Source organism: Nocardioides sp. NBC_00850 (genome assembly GCF_045207335.1).
Taxonomy (GTDB): Bacteria; Actinomycetota; Actinomycetes; order Propionibacteriales; family Nocardioidaceae; genus Nocardioides.
On the sequence record NZ_CP108845.1, the window covers coordinates 4,632,257 to 4,648,717 of the forward strand.

16 protein-coding genes are annotated in these 16,461 nt (G+C 69.4%); 7 read left to right on the forward strand and 9 right to left on the reverse strand.

Going from position 1 to position 16,461, the window contains the following annotated elements; genetic code table 11:
• Nucleotides 1–669 (reverse strand): DUF1028 domain-containing protein, encoded by a 669-nt coding sequence (locus OH802_RS22540; protein ID WP_406022283.1) that lies wholly within the window; start codon nucleotides 667–669, stop codon nucleotides 1–3.
• Nucleotides 666–1,118: a RidA family protein gene (locus OH802_RS22545; RefSeq protein WP_406022285.1), complete on the reverse strand. Its 453-nt coding sequence runs from the start codon at nucleotides 1,116–1,118 to the stop codon at nucleotides 666–668. The genes OH802_RS22540 and OH802_RS22545 overlap by 4 nt, the downstream gene beginning before the upstream one ends.
• A 168-nt stretch (nucleotides 1,119–1,286) precedes the next feature.
• On the opposite strand from OH802_RS22545, the gene OH802_RS22550 reads away from it, so the two are divergent.
• The gene (locus OH802_RS22550; protein WP_406022287.1) at nucleotides 1,287–2,546 is read left to right on the forward strand and encodes a flavin-containing monooxygenase; all 1,260 of its coding nucleotides are present in this window, start codon (nucleotides 1,287–1,289) and stop codon (nucleotides 2,544–2,546) included.
• Nucleotides 2,547–2,768: 222 nt separating this feature from the next.
• Here the strand turns inward: OH802_RS22550 and OH802_RS22555 are convergent, their stop codons facing one another.
• From OH802_RS22555 to OH802_RS22565, 3 genes are read right to left on the reverse strand one after another with little or no spacing between them, the layout of a single operon-like run.
• Nucleotides 2,769–4,853: an FAD-dependent oxidoreductase gene (locus OH802_RS22555; protein WP_406022289.1), complete on the reverse strand. Its 2,085-nt coding sequence runs from the start codon at nucleotides 4,851–4,853 to the stop codon at nucleotides 2,769–2,771.
• Complete coding sequence (locus tag OH802_RS22560; RefSeq protein ID WP_406022291.1) at nucleotides 4,850–6,364, reverse strand: APC family permease; 1,515 nt, start codon at nucleotides 6,362–6,364, stop codon at nucleotides 4,850–4,852. The genes OH802_RS22555 and OH802_RS22560 overlap by 4 nt, the downstream gene beginning before the upstream one ends.
• 29 nt (nucleotides 6,365–6,393) lie before the next feature.
• Nucleotides 6,394–7,878, reverse strand: coding sequence for an aldehyde dehydrogenase (locus OH802_RS22565; protein ID WP_406022293.1), 1,485 nt, complete (start codon nucleotides 7,876–7,878; stop codon nucleotides 6,394–6,396).
• Between the two features lie 99 nt (nucleotides 7,879–7,977).
• Here OH802_RS22565 and OH802_RS22570 point away from each other — a divergent pair, with 99 nt between their 5' ends.
• Nucleotides 7,978–8,631, forward strand: coding sequence for a TetR/AcrR family transcriptional regulator (locus tag OH802_RS22570; protein WP_406022295.1), 654 nt, complete (start codon nucleotides 7,978–7,980; stop codon nucleotides 8,629–8,631).
• 2 nt (nucleotides 8,632–8,633) lie between these two features.
• Here the strand turns inward: OH802_RS22570 and OH802_RS22575 are convergent, their stop codons facing one another.
• From OH802_RS22575 to OH802_RS22590, 4 genes are all read right to left on the reverse strand, one after another.
• Nucleotides 8,634–9,227: a GNAT family N-acetyltransferase gene (locus OH802_RS22575; RefSeq protein WP_406022296.1), complete on the reverse strand. Its 594-nt coding sequence runs from the start codon at nucleotides 9,225–9,227 to the stop codon at nucleotides 8,634–8,636.
• Nucleotides 9,228–9,294: 67 nt separating this feature from the next.
• Nucleotides 9,295–9,858, reverse strand: coding sequence for a PIN domain-containing protein (locus tag OH802_RS22580; protein ID WP_406022298.1), 564 nt, complete (start codon nucleotides 9,856–9,858; stop codon nucleotides 9,295–9,297).
• The gene (locus OH802_RS22585) at nucleotides 9,855–10,241 is read right to left on the reverse strand and encodes an excisionase family DNA-binding protein (protein ID WP_378837717.1); all 387 of its coding nucleotides are present in this window, start codon (nucleotides 10,239–10,241) and stop codon (nucleotides 9,855–9,857) included. Before OH802_RS22585 ends, OH802_RS22580 begins: the two co-directional genes overlap by 4 nt.
• Before the next feature lie 74 nt (nucleotides 10,242–10,315).
• Nucleotides 10,316–11,518, reverse strand: coding sequence for a CynX/NimT family MFS transporter (locus OH802_RS22590; RefSeq protein ID WP_406022301.1), 1,203 nt, complete (start codon nucleotides 11,516–11,518; stop codon nucleotides 10,316–10,318).
• 47 nt (nucleotides 11,519–11,565) lie between these two features.
• On the opposite strand from OH802_RS22590, the gene OH802_RS22595 reads away from it, so the two are divergent.
• The 5 genes from OH802_RS22595 (at nucleotide 11,566) to OH802_RS22615 (ending at nucleotide 16,454) form a co-directional block, all read left to right on the forward strand.
• The gene (locus tag OH802_RS22595) at nucleotides 11,566–12,222 is read left to right on the forward strand and encodes a FadR/GntR family transcriptional regulator (RefSeq protein WP_406022303.1); all 657 of its coding nucleotides are present in this window, start codon (nucleotides 11,566–11,568) and stop codon (nucleotides 12,220–12,222) included.
• Nucleotides 12,223–12,355: 133 nt separating this feature from the next.
• The gene (locus OH802_RS22600) at nucleotides 12,356–13,045 is read left to right on the forward strand and encodes a sensor histidine kinase (RefSeq protein ID WP_406022305.1); all 690 of its coding nucleotides are present in this window, start codon (nucleotides 12,356–12,358) and stop codon (nucleotides 13,043–13,045) included.
• A gap of 64 nt (nucleotides 13,046–13,109) precedes the next feature.
• Nucleotides 13,110–13,877 carry an ANTAR domain-containing protein gene (locus tag OH802_RS22605; RefSeq protein WP_406022307.1) on the forward strand — a complete coding sequence of 256 codons (768 nt, stop codon included), beginning with the start codon at nucleotides 13,110–13,112 and terminating at the stop codon, nucleotides 13,875–13,877.
• A gap of 61 nt (nucleotides 13,878–13,938) precedes the next feature.
• Nucleotides 13,939–14,541, forward strand: a complete 603-nt coding sequence (locus OH802_RS22610; RefSeq protein ID WP_406022309.1) for a chemotaxis protein CheB — start codon at nucleotides 13,939–13,941, stop codon at nucleotides 14,539–14,541.
• On the forward strand, nucleotides 14,541–16,454 hold the full coding sequence (locus OH802_RS22615) for a CheR family methyltransferase (RefSeq protein WP_406022311.1): 1,914 nt from the start codon (nucleotides 14,541–14,543) through the stop codon (nucleotides 16,452–16,454). The genes OH802_RS22610 and OH802_RS22615 overlap by 1 nt, the downstream gene beginning before the upstream one ends.
• Nucleotides 16,455–16,461: the final 7 nt, after the last annotated feature.

A 16,461-nucleotide genomic window follows, 5' to 3' on the forward strand; every position in this document is an offset into this window, starting at 1 on the left:
TCACTCGTCCCCGGGCACGCCGTAGGACGGGGCGGCGGTGGGGTCGAGGCCGCGGGTCACGTAGTCGTCGCGCTGCGGCATCCAGACCTTCAGCAGGTCGCGGAGGTCCTCGACCGGGTGGTCGCTCCAGTCGACGCGGAGGTCGGTGACCCGCCAGGCGACGTCGCGTACGACGGACAGGCCGGCCGAGTGCAGCGGTCCGGCCTCGCCGCCCGCGGCCAGCCCGGCCTCCAGGGCGGCCAGGAGCCGCTCCTCGAGGTCCCCGGTCGCAGCCTCGAAGCCGGCGACGACGGCGTCGACGACCTCGGTGCCGGCCAGCAGGTTGCCGGCGGCGACGACCTGCGGCGCGACGGCGTGGTGGTGGATGCCGAGCGACCCGGACCCGCTGTACGCCGCACCGGCGCCGTCGAGGCCGAGCACGGTCAGCTGGCGGTGGTCGATGTGCTCGCGGCCCTGGGTGACCGATGCGAGGGCGGCCCGGGCGTCGAGCCCCGAGGTGAGCGCGTCGAGCAGCTCGGTGCCCAGCCGCGGGTCGGTGATGTTCTGCGAGGAGGCGCCGCCGACGCCGGGGCGCAGGTGGATGCAGCGCGCGGCGACTGCCGGGCTGGAGGAGGTCACGGCGATGCCGACGGCGCCCTTGCCGTCGGTCGCGAGGACGGAGAAGGTCACTTCGCCACCCCGGGGATGACCGCGATCGCGTCGACCTCGACCAGCCACTCCGGGCGGGCCAGTGCGGAGATCACCAGGCCGGTGGAGATCGGGTGCACGCCCTTCGTCCAGCGGCCGATCGTCCGGTAGACCGTCTCGCGGTAGCGCGGGTCGACGATGTAGATCGTGAGCTTGACCAGGTGCTCCATCTCGGCACCGGACTCCTCGAGCAGCATCTTGATGTTGGCCATCGCCTGCTCGGTCTGCGCCTCGACGTCGCCGATGCCGACCGACTCGCTGGTGTCGAGGTCCTGCCCGATCTGACCGCGTACGTAGACCGTGTTGCCCGCGACGACGGCCTGGCACAGGTCGTTGTCGAGGTTCTGCTCGGGGTAGGTGACGCTGGTGTTGAACGGGCGGATCCGGGTGTGCCCGCCGACGACGATGCTGCTGGGTTTGTTGGTCTCCACGACGACCAGTCCACCTCGCCCGAGAGCATGTGTCCAACAGATGTTTCCAAGGACTATCGTCAATGAAACAGATGCAGTGGCGTCGGCCGTGATTGCATCAGTCGATCCGATGGGTAAGGCCAACAACATCTGTTGGACACGAGCAACGCGGCGGCTCAGGATCTGAGTATGTCCAACGAACAGATCGAGGTCCTCGTCGTCGGCGCCGGTCAGGCCGGTGTGGCGGTGAGCGAGCACCTGAGCGACAACGGCGTCCCCCATCTCGTGCTGGAGCGTGACCGGATCGCGGAGCGCTGGCGCACGATGCGCTGGGACTCGCTCGTCGCCAACGGCCCCGCTTGGCACGACCGGTTCCCGGGCCTGGAGTTCCAGGACGTCGACGCTGACGCGTTCGCCACCAAGGACCAGGTCGCCGCCTACTTCGAGGCGTACGCCGAGAAGATCGCCGCCCCGATCAGGACCGGTGTCGAGGTCACCTCGGTGACCCGCAACCAGGGCCGTCCGGGCTTCCGGGTCGAGACCTCCGACGGCGTCATCGACGCCCGATTCGTCGTCGCGGCGACCGGCCCGTTCCAGCGGCCGGTCTACCCGCCGATCGTCCCCGACGGCGCGGTCGCCGTGCAGATGCACTCGAGCGACTACCGCAACCCCGAGCAGCTTCCCGAGGGCAACGTCCTCGTCGTCGGCGCCGGCTCCTCCGGCGTCCAGATCGCCGACGAGCTGCAGCGCTCCGGCCGCCAGGTCCACCTCTCGGTCGGCCCCCACGACCGTCCCCCGCGCAGCTACCGCGGCCGCGACTTCTGCTGGTGGCTCGGCGTCCTCGGTCTCTGGGACCTCGAGACCCCGGCCGCCGGCGCGGAGCACGTCACAATCGCCGTCAGCGGCGCCCGCGGCGGCCACACCGTCGACTTCCGCGCCCTCGAGGCGAGCGGGATCCAGCTCGTCGGCATGACCGACACCTACGACGCCGGCACCCTCACCTTCCGCGAGGACCTGGCCGAGAACATCGCCCAGGGCGACGCCAACTACCTCGCCCTCCTCGACGCCGCCGACGAGTACGTCACCCGCAACGGCATCGACCTGCCCGAGGAGCCCTCGGCCCGCGACCTCGGCCCCAGCCCTGCCGCCGCCACCACTCCGCTGCTCTCCCTCGACCTGGCCGAGGCCGGCATCACCACGGTGATCTGGGCGACCGGCTTCGCGACCGACTACGGCTGGCTCCAGGTCGACGCGCTCGACGAGAACGGCCGCCCGGCCCACCGCCGCGGCGTCTCCACCGAGCCCGGCGTCTACTTCGTCGGCCTCCCCTGGCTCTCCCGCCGCGGCTCGTCCTTCATCTGGGGCGTATGGCACGACGCCAAGCACGTCGCCGGCCACATCGCGACCCAGCGGAGCTACGCGGCGTACGACCGTCAGGCGCGCGGCTGATCCACGGCGCACAGCCGCATCGGTCGAAGGCCCGGATCCCTGATGGGGTCCGGGCCTTTCGGCAGGCCCGACCCCAACATACGACGGGGAGTTCAACAGGGGTTACCAGCGCGTAACCGGTGCAGAACTCCCCGTCGTACCTCTTTCGGTGGACCACGCGAGAAAGCCCGGTGTGGAGGGGAAGTCCCTCCACACCGGGCGCCAGCCGGCGGAGTTTGCGCCTCAGGCCAGCTGGGTCACCTCGCGCCGGAACGGCACCTCGTCGTTGGAGGGCAGGACGGCGTCGAACTCCTCGGCCGCGCGGCGGCCGGACCAGACGGCGGCGGCGATGGTGCCGGGGCCCCAGGAGTCGCCGATGCCGCGTACGGAGGCGATCTCGCCGGCGTCGCGACGAGCGAGCAGGTCGAGGTAGAGCTCCTCGCGCGGGAGGCGGGCGGTCACCATGATGACGGCGTCGCAGTCGAGGTCACGCTCGATGCCGGCGTAGACGTCCTTGACCCGGACACCGCCGGTCCCGACCGACGTGACCGCGTGGTCGGTCACCCGGGTGATGCCGTTCTCGATGAGCCGTCGCTGGATCCGGTTGATCTCGAAGGTGTTGTTGGTCCACGACGACACCTGCGCGCCGGTGGTGACGATCGAGACGTCGTAGCCCTTCTGCACGAGCAGCTCGGCGAGGACGCCGCCCAGGTAGTAGTGGTCGTCGTCGTAGACGACCACCTTCTTGCCCTCGGGCAGCCGGCCGGCGAAGAGGTCGTCGGGCCCGAGAACCTGGGCGCCCTCGGCGATCGGCATCGGGGTGGTGTGGAAGCGGGCGACGCCATCGGTACGCCAGGTGGCGCCGGTCGCTGTGATGACGTGCTCGAAGCCGAACTCGACGATGTCCTCGGCGGTCATCGGGCTCTCGCGGTAGATCTCGACGTTGGGGAGGTCGGCGAGGACCGCCTCGCGGTACTCCTTGACCCGGCCCCAGGCCGAGAGTCCGGGCAGCTTCGACTCGGACGTCACCCGGCCGCCGAGGTCGCGGCCGGCCTCGGCCAGCACGACGTCGTAGCCGCGTACGCCGAGCGCCCGGGCCGCCTCCAGGCCGGAGGGACCGGCGCCGACGACGAGGATGCGGGAGTCGCTCTCCTTGGCCCGGATCCGCTCGGGGTGCCAGCCGCGGCGCCACTCCTCCCCCATGCTCGGGTTCTGGGTGCAGCGGATCGGCGACATGGTGAGGTCGCCGGAGACGCAGATGTTGCAGCCGATGCACTCGCGGATCAGGTTGAGCCGGCCGTCGCGGATCTTGTTCGGCAGGAACGGGTCCGCGATCGACGGGCGCGCGGCGCCGATCAGGTCGAGGATGCCGGCCTTGACCTGGCGCACCATCGCGTCCGGCGACGTGAACCGGCCGACGCCGACGACGGGCTTGGAGGTGAGCTTCTTCAGCCCGGCGACGAACTCCTCCTGGCGGCCCTCGGGCGCGAACCGAGAGGTGACCGAGTCGCCCTCCCAGCTGCCCATCGCGAAGTCCCACAGATCCGGCAGCTCGCCGAGCTCGCGCAGCACGCCCTCGATGTCCTCGCGGGTGATCCCGCCGTCGATCTCCTCCTCGACCGTGATCCGGCAGGCCACCGCGGCCCGGCCGGCGACCTCGTCGATGGTGTCCTCGAGGAGCTCGCGCAGCAGTCGCATCCGGTTCTCCAGCGAGCCGCCGTACGCGTCGGTGCGGTTGTTGTAGCGCCGCGAGAGGAAGTGGTGCGGGGTGCCGTAGCCGTGGGCGCCGTAGACGTAGACGACGTCGTAGCCGGCCTCGAGGGAGCGGCGTACGGCATTGCGGTGCCAGCGCCGCAGGTCCTCGATGTCCTGCAGCGACATGGCCCGGGCCTGGACCGGCGCGATGGTGTCGGGAGCGACCGGGAGGTGCGCGGGCCCGAGCGGGGTCTCCCGGCTGAGCTGGTTCGGCGCGTTCATCCCGTTGTGCGCGAGCTCGATGCCGGCCAGGCCGCCGCCCTCGTGGATCGCGTCGGCGATCCGGGTGAGCGCGGGCAGGTCCTGGTCGTCCCAGATCCGCAGCTCGATGAAGGGCGCGATGTCGGAGGTCGCGTGGATCTCCACCTGCTCGGTGCACACCACCGACCAGCCGCCCTCGGCCTTGATCTTGCGCATCGCCGCCTGGGCGCTGGGGTCGCGGTAGCCCATGCCGTTGCAGTGGGGCACCTGGTAGAAGCGGTTCTTCGTGGTGAACGGCCCGATCTGCACGGGCTCGAACAGGATGTCGTACGGGGCGGCCACGGGCTTCTGCCCAGCGGTCTGCTCGGTCATCGGGTGGGCTCCTCGGTGGGAACGGACGGGGCGGGGGCGCCGACCTCGGCGCGGACGCTGGCACCGCGGACGTACCCGATGCCGCACAGGAGAAGCAGGCAGCCGAGGGTGCCGAGCGTGAAGACCTCGAAGGTCACTTGGCTCACGCCCCAGATCTCCTTGAACGGGTACGCCTCCCCGAACAGCCGCTCGAGGGTGCCCGGGAACACCGCGACCCACGAGCCGAGCAGCACCCAGGCGAAGGCAACCCAGCCGAGCACCGCGAAGCCGCGGTCGGAGACCGGCACGCGGAACGGGCGCGGGCGGTCGGGGTAGCGGGTGCGCAGCCGGATCGCGGCCGGGATGACCAGCAGGTAGCTGAGCAGGAAGGTGGAGATCGAGATGGTGAGTACGACGCCGAAGATCGACGCGCCCGAACCGGTCACCTGCATCGCGACGAGCAGGAACACCGTGGCCACGACGCCGGAGAGCATGTTGACCCGCACCGGCGTACCGAGGCCCTCGTGGAAGCGGCCGAAGAACCCGCCGAAGAAGGCGCCGTCGGCAGCGGTCATCGCCTGCATGCGGTCGGAGATGATCATCCACGCCGCGCCCTGGCTCATCAGGATGTAGACGAAGACGACGGCGGTGAGCGTGAGCAGCGGCTCGGCCGCGGCGCGGTAGACGGAGTAGACGGTGCCGACGGCGTCGAGGAGGCCGCCGATGCCGGTGATGTCGTCGCTGGGGACGACGAGCAGGATCGCGAAGATCGGCACCAGGTAGCAGACCGCGGCGGTCGCGCAGGAGCGGAAGATCGAGACCGGCACGTCGCGGGCCGGGTTCTCCATCTCGCCGGCGGCGCTGTTGGAGGACTCGAAGCCGAGGTAGGCGAAGAGCAGGATCGGGACCGACCCGAACAGGCCGAGCAGGGTCGGGCTGAAGTCGCCGCCGCTGAGGTCGACGACGCCGTTCTTCGCGGCGTAGATGATCGTGGTCAGCACGAAGAAGGCGAGCAGGCCGACCTTGAGGATCGCGCCGCTGGTCGGCAGCCACTTGCCCTTGGCGAGGCTGGCGATCGCGGCGACCACGGTGATCCAGATGAAGACGATCTTGAACAGGTAGTCGCCGAGCGAGCCGTGCTCGAGCGGGGTGATGTAGACGCTCACCGTCTCGGCGGCAAGGAAGGCCATCGAGCCACCGACCCACACCGGCTGGGTGATCCAGGTCAGGATCGCGGCCACCGCGGCGGCCGGGCGCCCGAAGGCGTCCCGGACCCAGGTGTATGCCCCACCCTCCTCGCTGAACGCGGCGCCGGTCTCGGCGAAGATCAGGCCGTACGGCACGAGGAAGAAGACCGCGAGCACGAGGGCCCACGTGAACGCCTCGGCGCCGTAGAGCGAGACCTGCCCGAGGGTCTCGAGGCCGACGACGGCGGCGATGAGCAGGAAGACGATGTCGAAGCGCCGCAGCGTCTTGCGTAGATGTGACTGTTGCTCGGCCGCGAGGGCGGTCGGCTGGTTGGTCTGCGTCATGGTGTGTCCCTGGCTGGTCGGGCTGGAGGTCAGTGGTTGATCCAGACGGTCTTGAGACCGACGTACTTGTCGAGGGCGTGCAGCGAGAGGTCGCGCCCGAAGCCGGAGCCCTTGAACCCGCCGAACGGGGTCCAGGCGCTGAAGGCGTCGACGCCGTTCACCGTCACGGTGCCGGCGTGGATCCGGTCGGCGAGCCGGTGGGCGCGGCTCAGGCTGCTGGTCGCGACCGAAGCGGCCAGGCCGTACGGGGTGTCGTTGGCGAGCGCGACGGCCTCGTCCTCGGTGTCGAAGGCGGTGACCGCCAGGACCGGCCCGAAGACCTCCTCGCGGGCGAGGGTGGAGGCCGGGTCGACGTCGTCGAAGACGGTGGGCTGGACGTAGCAGTCGCTGCCGTCGCGGGTGACCCGCTCGCCGCCGGTGACAAGGCGCGCCTTTGACGTCTTGGCGTCGTCGACGAACTGCATGATCCGGTCGGTCTGCTCCGGCGAGACGATCGCGCCCATCCCGGCGGCCGGGTCGAGCGGGTCTCCGGGGGCGTACGCCGCGGCCTCCTTCGCGACGAGGTCGACGAACTCCTCGTGGACCTCGCGCTGGACCAGGACGCGGGAGTGCGCCGAGCAGACCGCGCCCTGGTTGAACCAGATGCCGAAGGCGGTCTGCTTGGCCGTGGCGGCGAGGTCCTCGGCGTCAGCGAAGACGACGTGCGGGCTCTTGCCGCCGCACTCGAGCCAGACCTGCTTGAGGTTGGACTGGCCGGCGTACTGCAGGAAGTACGCACCGACCTCGGTCGAACCGGTGAACGCGAGCACGTCGACGTCCGGGTGGAGGCCGAGCGCCTTGCCGGTGGTCTCCCCCAGTCCGGGGACGACATTGAGGACGCCGTCAGGAATCCCGGCCTCGGCGGCGAGCTCGGCGATCCGCAGCGCCGAGGACGGCGACTGCTCGGCGGGCTTGAGCACGACGCTGTTGCCCGCGGCCATCGCTGGGGCGACCTTCCAGGCGAGCATGTCGACCGGGTAGTTCCACGGCACGACCGCACCGACGACGCCGAGCGGGACGCGGCGGACGAGGGCTGTCGTGCCCGGAGGGGTGGGGGCGACCTCATCGTTGATCTTGTCGATCGCCTCGGCGTAGTAGCGGAACAGGTTCACCGAGAACGGCAGATCGAGGTCGTACGCATCCACGACCCGCTTGCCCATGTCGAGCGAGTCCAGGACGGCGAGCTCGGCGGCATGGTCGGCGAGAAGGTCGGCGAAACGGAGCATCCGCTCCCGGCGGAAGGCGACACCCGCCCGCGACCAGCCCCCGTCGTCGTACGCCGCCCGCGCCGCCCGCACGGCGACGTCGACACCGGCGGCACCGGCGTCGGCGACCTCGGCGAGCAGCGCGCCGGAGGCGGGGTTGCGGTTCTCGAAGGAGCCCTCCGCGGTGTCGACGGAACGGCCGCCGATGAACGGTCGGGTCCGGAGCCGGACCTCGGCGGCAATCTCTCGCCAGTCCTGGTGGGTACGCACAAGCAGATCCTTTCTTTGCGCTTCACCGCAAATATGAGCCCCGCCACATCAGGTGTCAATCATTCGCCCGCAGATTTCACATACGCGTTACGGTTGAGCATGGCTCGACGCAAGGACCAAGCCGCTCGGCGCGAACACCTGACCGCGGCAACACTCACCGTGATCGCGGCCCACGGCTTGGCCGGCGCCACGATGAAGAACATCGCCGCGGAGGCCGGGATCTCACCGCGCCTGATCGCCTACTACTACCCCGAGCTCGACGGCCTCATCGAGGCCGCCCACCAGGCCGCGACCGACCGCTACTACTGGTCCCGGCAGCGGGCGATCGAGGGCGACCTGTCCCCCGCAGAGAAGCTCGGCCGCTTGATGTACTCGGGTCTTCCCCGAGGTGAGGACCTCCTCCTGAGCCAGGTCCTCGACGAGATCTCGGTCAACGCGAGCCGCAGCCCGATGCATGCCACCCTGATGACGCTGCTCTTCGACCGCGAGGTCTCGCTCTACACCGCCGTGCTCGAGGTCGGGCGCGCGACCGGCGTCTTCACGCTGACCGACTCGGCCGAGGCCATCGCCCGCAACTTCGTCGCCCTCGAGGACGCCTTCGGCCTCCACCTGCTCGCCCACAACTCGTCGCTGACCCTCGAGCGCGCCGAGCAGCAGCTGGCCAGCTACGCACTCTCCGCACTCGGCGTCCGGGTCGCTCCGATCGACCCAGAATTGCCTAGGGGCGCAAAGAATCCGGGCCTACGACCCTGACCTCAGGCAGGCTCGACCGTCTTCACCATGACGCAGTTCTTCAGGCCCTTGGGCCGGTCATAGGTGAAGCCGAGCCGCTCGTAGAGTCGACGGGTGCCGTTGTAGAGGAACGACGACGACATCTTCTTGGTCTGGTCGGTCAGGTCGTGCGGGTAGCTCTCGACCCGCCCGCCACCGGCCTGGGCGATCTGCTCGAGCGCACCGGTGATGGCCAGCTCCGTCACGCCCTGTCGCCGGTAGCGCTTGTCGACGAAGACGCAGGTGATCCGGTAGTCGGGGTCCGCGGTCTTCGTCGCGTCGTACTGCTTGAGGTGGTGGAGCGTGGGCAGCTCGGCCGGGGTGCCGTACTCGGCCCAGGCGACGGCCTCGTCCCCGTCCATCACCAGCGCGGCATGCGCCTCGCCCTTCTCGACGTAGGCCTTCTTCAGCGCCCGGTTCGCCTCAGCGCCTTGGCCGCGTTCCGGTCCGTCCGGATGGAACCAGATGCACCAGCAGCCACCGAAGATCCCGTTGTGCCGCTGCACCAGTGCATCGAACGCCGGCCAGGTCTCAGGGCTGAGTGGCGCGATGGTGAACGACGACAGCTCGGTAGCCATACCGTCCACGGTATGCGATCCCGCGAGCCGAGGTGGGTCTACGACCCTTCTCGCGTGATCCCAGCGATCATTCCCCAGCTAGCACTCGGCGGATCGCAGCAACAGCAGGATCGCCAACGCATCGCGCCAGCGTGGCGAGGAGGTCGCTCTCGTCCTTCTTCGAGTGCCGCAGGGTCACGTCATGCGCTGAACGGACCTTTCCGGGCACCGACTCGGCCAGGCGGATGAGCAAGTCTCCCGAGCCGACCAGTTCGATGCCACGACCATCCATCCATGCCCTCGGAAAGTGCCGGATGTTGTCGGTGAGCAGGATGTCGGCTTCCGCCGAGACCGCGGCAGCGAGAACGTGTCGATCCTTTGCATCCATCTCGACATCGGCGACCTCGTTCGTCGCTTCGTCACTGATCTCGACGAGGGCGTACTCCAGATAAGCGTTCATCAGCTGTTCGAGCCGATCGGTGTGCTCGGTGTCGATCCCGAGACCGGCGCGCAGGTTGCGCGACATCTCGTCCAGGATCTCCTGGGACCAATGGAGCTCGATGGCACCGGCATCAGCGGCGTACAGGAAGTAGTCCCGAAGCGTGCGGGAGTAGAGGATGTTGGCGTCCGCGAGAACAACACTGAGGGTCAATCGACGAAGCCGATCTCGTTCGAGAACTCCGCGAGTGCCTCCGCTGCCTTCGCTCGCCGGGCTCGTCTCGCCCGCTCGAACGCCACCAAAGGCTCAGCGGGGATCCGGTGGTGAGAGCCCACCATGATGTGCTCGATGTCGCCGGCGGCGATCATCTTCATCAAGGTCGGGCGGGAGACACCGAGGAAGCTGGCTGCTTCCGTCGTCGTGAACGCCTCTTTGATCGGCACGACAACCGCACCCGACGTACGCTCCGCATCCAGGAGGGCCAGCACCTTCTCGGCGCTCGCTCGCGGCAGGCTCAATGAGACGTGCACCGTCTCATCCGCGTCGTCGAGGGCCGCACGGAGCATCCGCACATCGTCGTTCAGCATCTCCGACATCTCGGAACCTCCTACACCCACTTGAAGCCAACTGATGCAAGTGTAACCCGGTTTCGGAGCGGTTGACGAGTGCTTCAGTCCTCGACACGGGCTCCGATGACGACCGGGCGGCCGGCGACGTACCCGGCGAAGATCTGGACGAGCGCGAGCCCCAGCAGGAGCGCGATCGGGACCGACCACGAGCCGGTGGACTCGCGCAGCAGGCCGACGAGGAACGGGCCGGCGGCAGCGAGCAGGTAGCCGATGCTCTGTGCCATCGAGGACAGCGCGGTGGTGCCGGCGGTCGTTGCGGTGCGGATGCTGAACAGGGTCAGGGCCACTGGGAAGACCGCGCCACCGATGCCGACGAGCACCGCCCAGAGCCAGGCGCCGGCGACTGGAGCGACCCAGAGCCCGGCGAACCCGATCGCCAGCAGCGCGGTCAGGACCGCGATCAGGTGGCCCTGCGACGATGCCCGGATCGCGAGTGTCGGGGCCAGGAAGAACACGGGTACGCCGACCAGGATGCTCACCGCGAGCAGCAGCCCGGCCGTCGCGTGACTGAAGCCGGCGTCGGCGTAGATGCTCGGCAGCCAGCTCATCACGACGTACGCGAACAGCGACTGGGTGCCGAAGACGACGGTCACGGCCCACGCCACCGGCTCGCGCCACAATGGGACCCGGACCGCGCCGTCTCGGCGCAGGCCGCGGTCGCGCAGGTGCGGCACCCACGCCAGCAGCGCGAGGGCGGCGAGCAGGGCCCAGACACCGAGGCCGACCCGCCAGCTTCCGGCCGCATGCGCGATCGGCACCGTGACCCCGGCTGCGATCGCCGCGCCGAGCGACATCACCGCGCTGTAGGCACCGGTGACCGCGCCGACCCGGTTCGGGAAGCCCTCCTTGACCACGGCGGGAAGAAGTACGTTGGCGAGCGCGATGCCGGCGCACGCGACGAACGTGCCGGCGAGCAGGAGCCAGGGGTCGCCGATCACCCGGACCAGCAGCCCGGCGACCAGGAGGCCGAGCGCGACGCCGATGCCACGATGTACGCCGAGCCGGCGCGCGAGCGTCATCCCCGTCGCACCGACGACCGCGAAGCAGAGCACCGGCAGCGAGGTCAGGAAGGCCCGGGTTCCGGCCGAGAGCCCGTCGAGACTGTCGAGCAGGGCACCGAGGGACGTGATGCCCCCGCGCAGGTTCGCGGCGACCAGCAGGACCGCGATCAGCAGCCACGCCGTCGACCGAACGGCTGTGTTCGACGGCGGAGAATCGGGGCGGGACTGGATGCGGGAGTTCACGCCATCTAGGATGCCAGACATCGGATGATTGGATGAAAGGACGGCACGTGCCGCTCTCCACCACCACGCCTCGCTCCCTGGTCGACCAGGCGATCGACGGCATGCGCGCTCTGCTCGCCGACGGCGAGTGGGCCGTCGGCGCCCGCATCCCGCCCGAGCCCGAGCTCGCCGCGGCTCTCGGCGTCAGCCGCAACACGGTCCGCGAGGCCGTACGCGCGCTGGCCCACACCGGCGTGCTGGAGGTGCGACGCGGGGACGGGACGTACGTCGCCGCCTCCAACGAGGTCGCCGCGATGATGCGGCGTCAGGTCGGCCGGGTCGACTTGGCGCACGTCCTCGAGGTCCGCCACGCGATCGAGACCCGCGCCGCCGCACTGGCCGCCGAGCGTCGTTCCGAGGACGACCTGCGATCCCTGACCGCGATCATGGAACGGCGCGCCACTGCCGTCGCGACCGGGGACGCCGACGCCTTCGCCGAGGCCGACGCGGAGTTCCACCTCGGCGTGGTCACCGCGACCCACAACCCGCTCCTCATCGAGCTCTACGCCGGATTCGAGGACACCCTGCGCGCCACCATCCACCTCGTCGACGAGACGGCCGAGATCGCCGAGGAGCACCTCGCCGTCTTCGACGCCATCCGCGCCCAGGACGCCGATGCCGCCGCGGCCGCCGTCACGGGTCTCCTCCACACGCTCGCTCGCTAGCCACCGGATCGTGTCACTGGCGTCGCCCGGCTGATAGTCTGCTGTTGACCTCGCGGTCCCCCCGTGACCACGAGCCCAACGCCCCTGACCCCGGTAGTCGATCCGTTACGTCTCGGCTCTTGGGGGAGCAGCGATGTCAACACCAACCTCGACCAACGATGCCGGCCGAGACCTTCTGCAAGAGCGTGAGCGCATCGCCGAAGAGCTTCGGGACGTGGCGATGGCGCGCCTACTCACTCTCGGCTTCGAGCTCGTCTCGATCAACAGCTCGGTCCAAGGACCCGCGGCGGACCGGCTGCGAGACGCAGTCGGCGACATCGACGACATCATCCGAGGCCTTCGCAGACTGGCGTTCGGACTCGACCGGCGCGACGATCACGACATCGACCACGACACGAACGGCCTCATCCTGCAGACACTGCTCGACGCGAGCGCCGACTTGTCGGCGCCCAGCGCGAGCATCTCGGTGCACGGCGACCTCGCCCGGCTTCCAGCGACCGTGGCCCGAGGCCTGGCCGAGCTCCTCGGGGGTGTGGTCGTCTCAGCGGCCGCGGGTTCGGGCCGCGGCCGGCCCGACATCACGATCGCGATCGGCGAGCGCGCCATCGACGTCATGGTCACCGACTGCGGCGCCTGGCAGCGCAGAGCCGGTGTCGGCCTGGACCTCGTCGGGATGCTCGACCGCGCCCAGCACCTGGGCGGACACTGCACCTTCACGCTCGACCCGGGCGGCGGCTCCGTCATGCACTGGGACATCCCGTACGCCCCGGCGGGCACCACTTCGGTGCCTTCTCCACTTGTCGACTCCCGCTTGGCCCTGTGACACAGAGCGAGTGGCGCGACGCGTCCCGAAGGGGCATGATCGAGGCGAGGGGAGAGACGCGAGCGTGAGCAACCCGGAGACACCCTGGCCAGACCTGAGCGACCTTGTCACTGTGCTCGCCGCAGGCGAGTTACCGTCCAACGGCCTGGACGTGATCACCGCAGCGGCATGCCGTCTCATGTCCGTCGACGCGGCGGTGCTCAGCAACGCCCATGACGCCGTGCTCTCTCGGGCCACACCTCGGCTCACCTCGCTGAGGGACCTCCCTGCCCCACCGCTGCTCGGGGACCGGCTCATGGCGATGGCCGACACCCGCACGGCCACCGTCGCCGTGGTGCAGGACCTGCGCCACGTATCCCTCACCGAGGAGTCGATGAGGGCCGAGCTCGAGGTCGCGGACAGTCTCGGCATCCGTACGATGGCGCACGTCCTCCTTCCCCTCGGTCAGGAGGACGGCGAAGGCGGCCTCACCCTCTACTCCCAGGAGCCGCACCTCTGGACCAGCGAGGATCTCGGTCTCGCCGGCTTCATCGGTGCGCTGACCTCCGCGTGCCTGACCTCGGCGACGCGCTTGGCCCACGAAAAGAACGCCGTCGGCCAGCTCCAGCACGCACTCGACTCCAGGGTCATCATCGAGCAGGCCAAGGGGGTCCTGGTCGCCAGCGAGTCGATCGATGCCGACGAGGCCTTCGGCAGGCTCCGCGACCAAGCGCGCCGCCGGGGCGTCACGGTGAGAAGCATCGCCGAAGCGGTCGTGAACAACGGATATCGGCCAGGTCCGCAGCGGTTGCCGATGCCACCTCGGCCACGCTCCCCACATGCGTCCGGATAGATCGTGCCGGACCCATGCCGAAGTCCCACTCTCGAACGGGTCCTCCGCTATGCTCGATGACGTGTCTGCGGCTGCCCCGGCGCGATCCACGGCGTTCGATGTCATCGCGATCGGCTCTTCGGCGGGCGGGGTCACCGCCTTGGGTCTCCTGCTCGCGGATCTCGCCGCGGACCTACCGGTCCCGCTCCTCCTCGTCCAGCACCTCGACCGGCGCCACGAGACCGTCATCGCCGAGGTTCTGCAACGCCGGTCCCGACTGCGTGTCAAGCTCGCCGAGGACGGCGAGAGCGCAGCGCCGGGGATCGTGTACATCGCGCCGCCCGACCGCCACCTCCTGGTCCGCGAAGGCGGCGTGCTGACCCTCACCGAGAGCGAGCTGGTCCACTTCGTGCGTCCCTCTGCCGACCTCTTGTTCGAGTCGGTCGCCGCGACGTACGGTGACCGCGCGATCGCCTGCATACTGACGGGCACCGGGGTCGACGGCTCGATGGGGGTGACCGCGGTCAGCGACCGTGGCGGTACGGTGATCGTCGAGGACCCAGGGACGGCCGAGTTCAACGGGATGCCCGAGGCCGCAGCGGCCACCGGAGCGGCGGACTTCGTCCTCCCCCTCGACCAGATCGCCAGCGTCCTCGACGGGCTGGTCAGACAGCGGAGAGCATGATGACAGACGACCAGGAGCCCAAGAACCAGGGCCCACGCGCCGAGTCACCGATCGATGGACAGGTCGATGGACAGCTAGATGGACAGCTCGAGGAGCTGCTCGTGTTCATCCGCGACGCCCGCGGCTTCGACTTCACCGGTTACAAGAGGTCGTCGCTTGCGCGTCGGATCCAGAAACGGATGACCGACATCGGCGTCGAGAGCTGGACCGACTACCGCGACCGACTCGAGACGGACGCCGACGAGTTCAGCTACCTCTTCAACACCATTCTCATCAACGTCACGAGCTTCTTCCGCGATGCCGAGGCCTGGACGTACCTCCAGGAAGAGATCATCCCGAAGATCCTCGCCACCGCCGAGGGTGAGGAGGAGATCCGGATCTGGAGCGCCGGCTGCTCCAGCGGCGAGGAACCGTACTCGCTCGCGATCGCGTTCGCCGAGGCCATGGGCCTTCAGGAATGCCTCGACCGGGTGAAGATCTACGCCACCGACGTCGACGAGGAAGCGCTGCAGCAGGCGCGGGCGGGTGTCTACGGGACGCGAGCGCTGAAGAACCTGTCCGAGGAACTGCGAGACCGCTACTTCGAGCACAACGGCACCAGCTACGGCTTCCGCCCGGACCTCCGTCGCAGGGTGATCTTCGGGCGGCACGACATCACTCGGGACGCGCCCATCTCTCGGCTCGACCTGCTGGTGTGCCGCAACACGCTGATGTACTTCAACGTCGAGGCCCAGCGCGAGATCATGGACCGGTTCAACTTCGCCCTGGGCGAGGGCGGCTTCCTCTTCCTCGGCAAGGCCGAGATGCTCACCTCGAGCGACCGGTTCGGTGTCGTGAACATGCGTCAGCGGATCTTCCGGCGCAACAGCCGCCACGCCCTGGGAAGGGCGCGGGCCGTACGGCCGCGACCCGAGTCCGCTTTCGGCGAGGTCACCACCGGTGCCACCGGCCGAAAGCGACAGCTGCGGGACAGCCTGATCGACGTCGCACCGTACGCCGTTCTCGGCATCGACTACGACGGCATCCTGGTCTCCGCGAGCAGCGCCGCGCGGACCCAGTTCGGGATCGGGGTGCAGGACATCGGCAGGCCGTTCCGCGATCTCGAGCTCTCCTACCGACCGGTGGAGGTGCGCTCGGTCATCGAGCAGGCGACCAACGAGCGTCGCACGATCCGGCTCACCGGGGTGGAGCGCCGCAGCGCCGACACCACCGAGTCCCAGTTCTACGACGTCGTCGTGCAGCCGTTGACCACCGCGAGCGGCCAGCTGCTCGGTGCCTCGATCGCGTTCGTCGACTGTTCCGCCCAGGTGCTGCTAGAGCAGGAGGTCAAGCGCGTGCGCGAGGACCTCGAGACGGCCTATGAGGAGCTGCAGTCGACCAACGAGGAGCTCGAGACCACCAACGAGGAGCTCCAGTCCGGGATGGAGGAGCTGGAAACCACCAACGAGGAGCTCCAGTCGACCAACGAGGAGCTCGAGACCACCAACGAGGAGCTCCAGTCCGGCAACGAGGAGCTCGAGACGATGAACGAGGAGCTCCGGATCCGCTCAGGCGAGCTCGACGAGACGCGCACCTTCTTGCAGAGCGTGCTCTCGAGCGTGGGGCTCGCGATCGTTGTGCTCGACGACCGGCTCGCCGTACGCAGCTGGAACGCCGCCGCTGAGGACATGTGGGGTCTGCGCGCCGACGAGGTGCGGGACGAGGTGTTCTTCGGGCTGGACTTCGGGCTGCCTGTCGCCGAGATCCGCGGCATCGTCGAGCAGGCCCGCACAGCCGACGTCCGCACCGGCCCGGTCGAGGTGCCGGCGATCGACCGCAAGGGCCGCGCCCTGGGTTGTCAGATCACCTGCTCGCCGCTCGTGGGCGAGAGCGGCGGCGTGGTCATCATCATGGAGCCGATCGACCGGCCCTGATCCAACG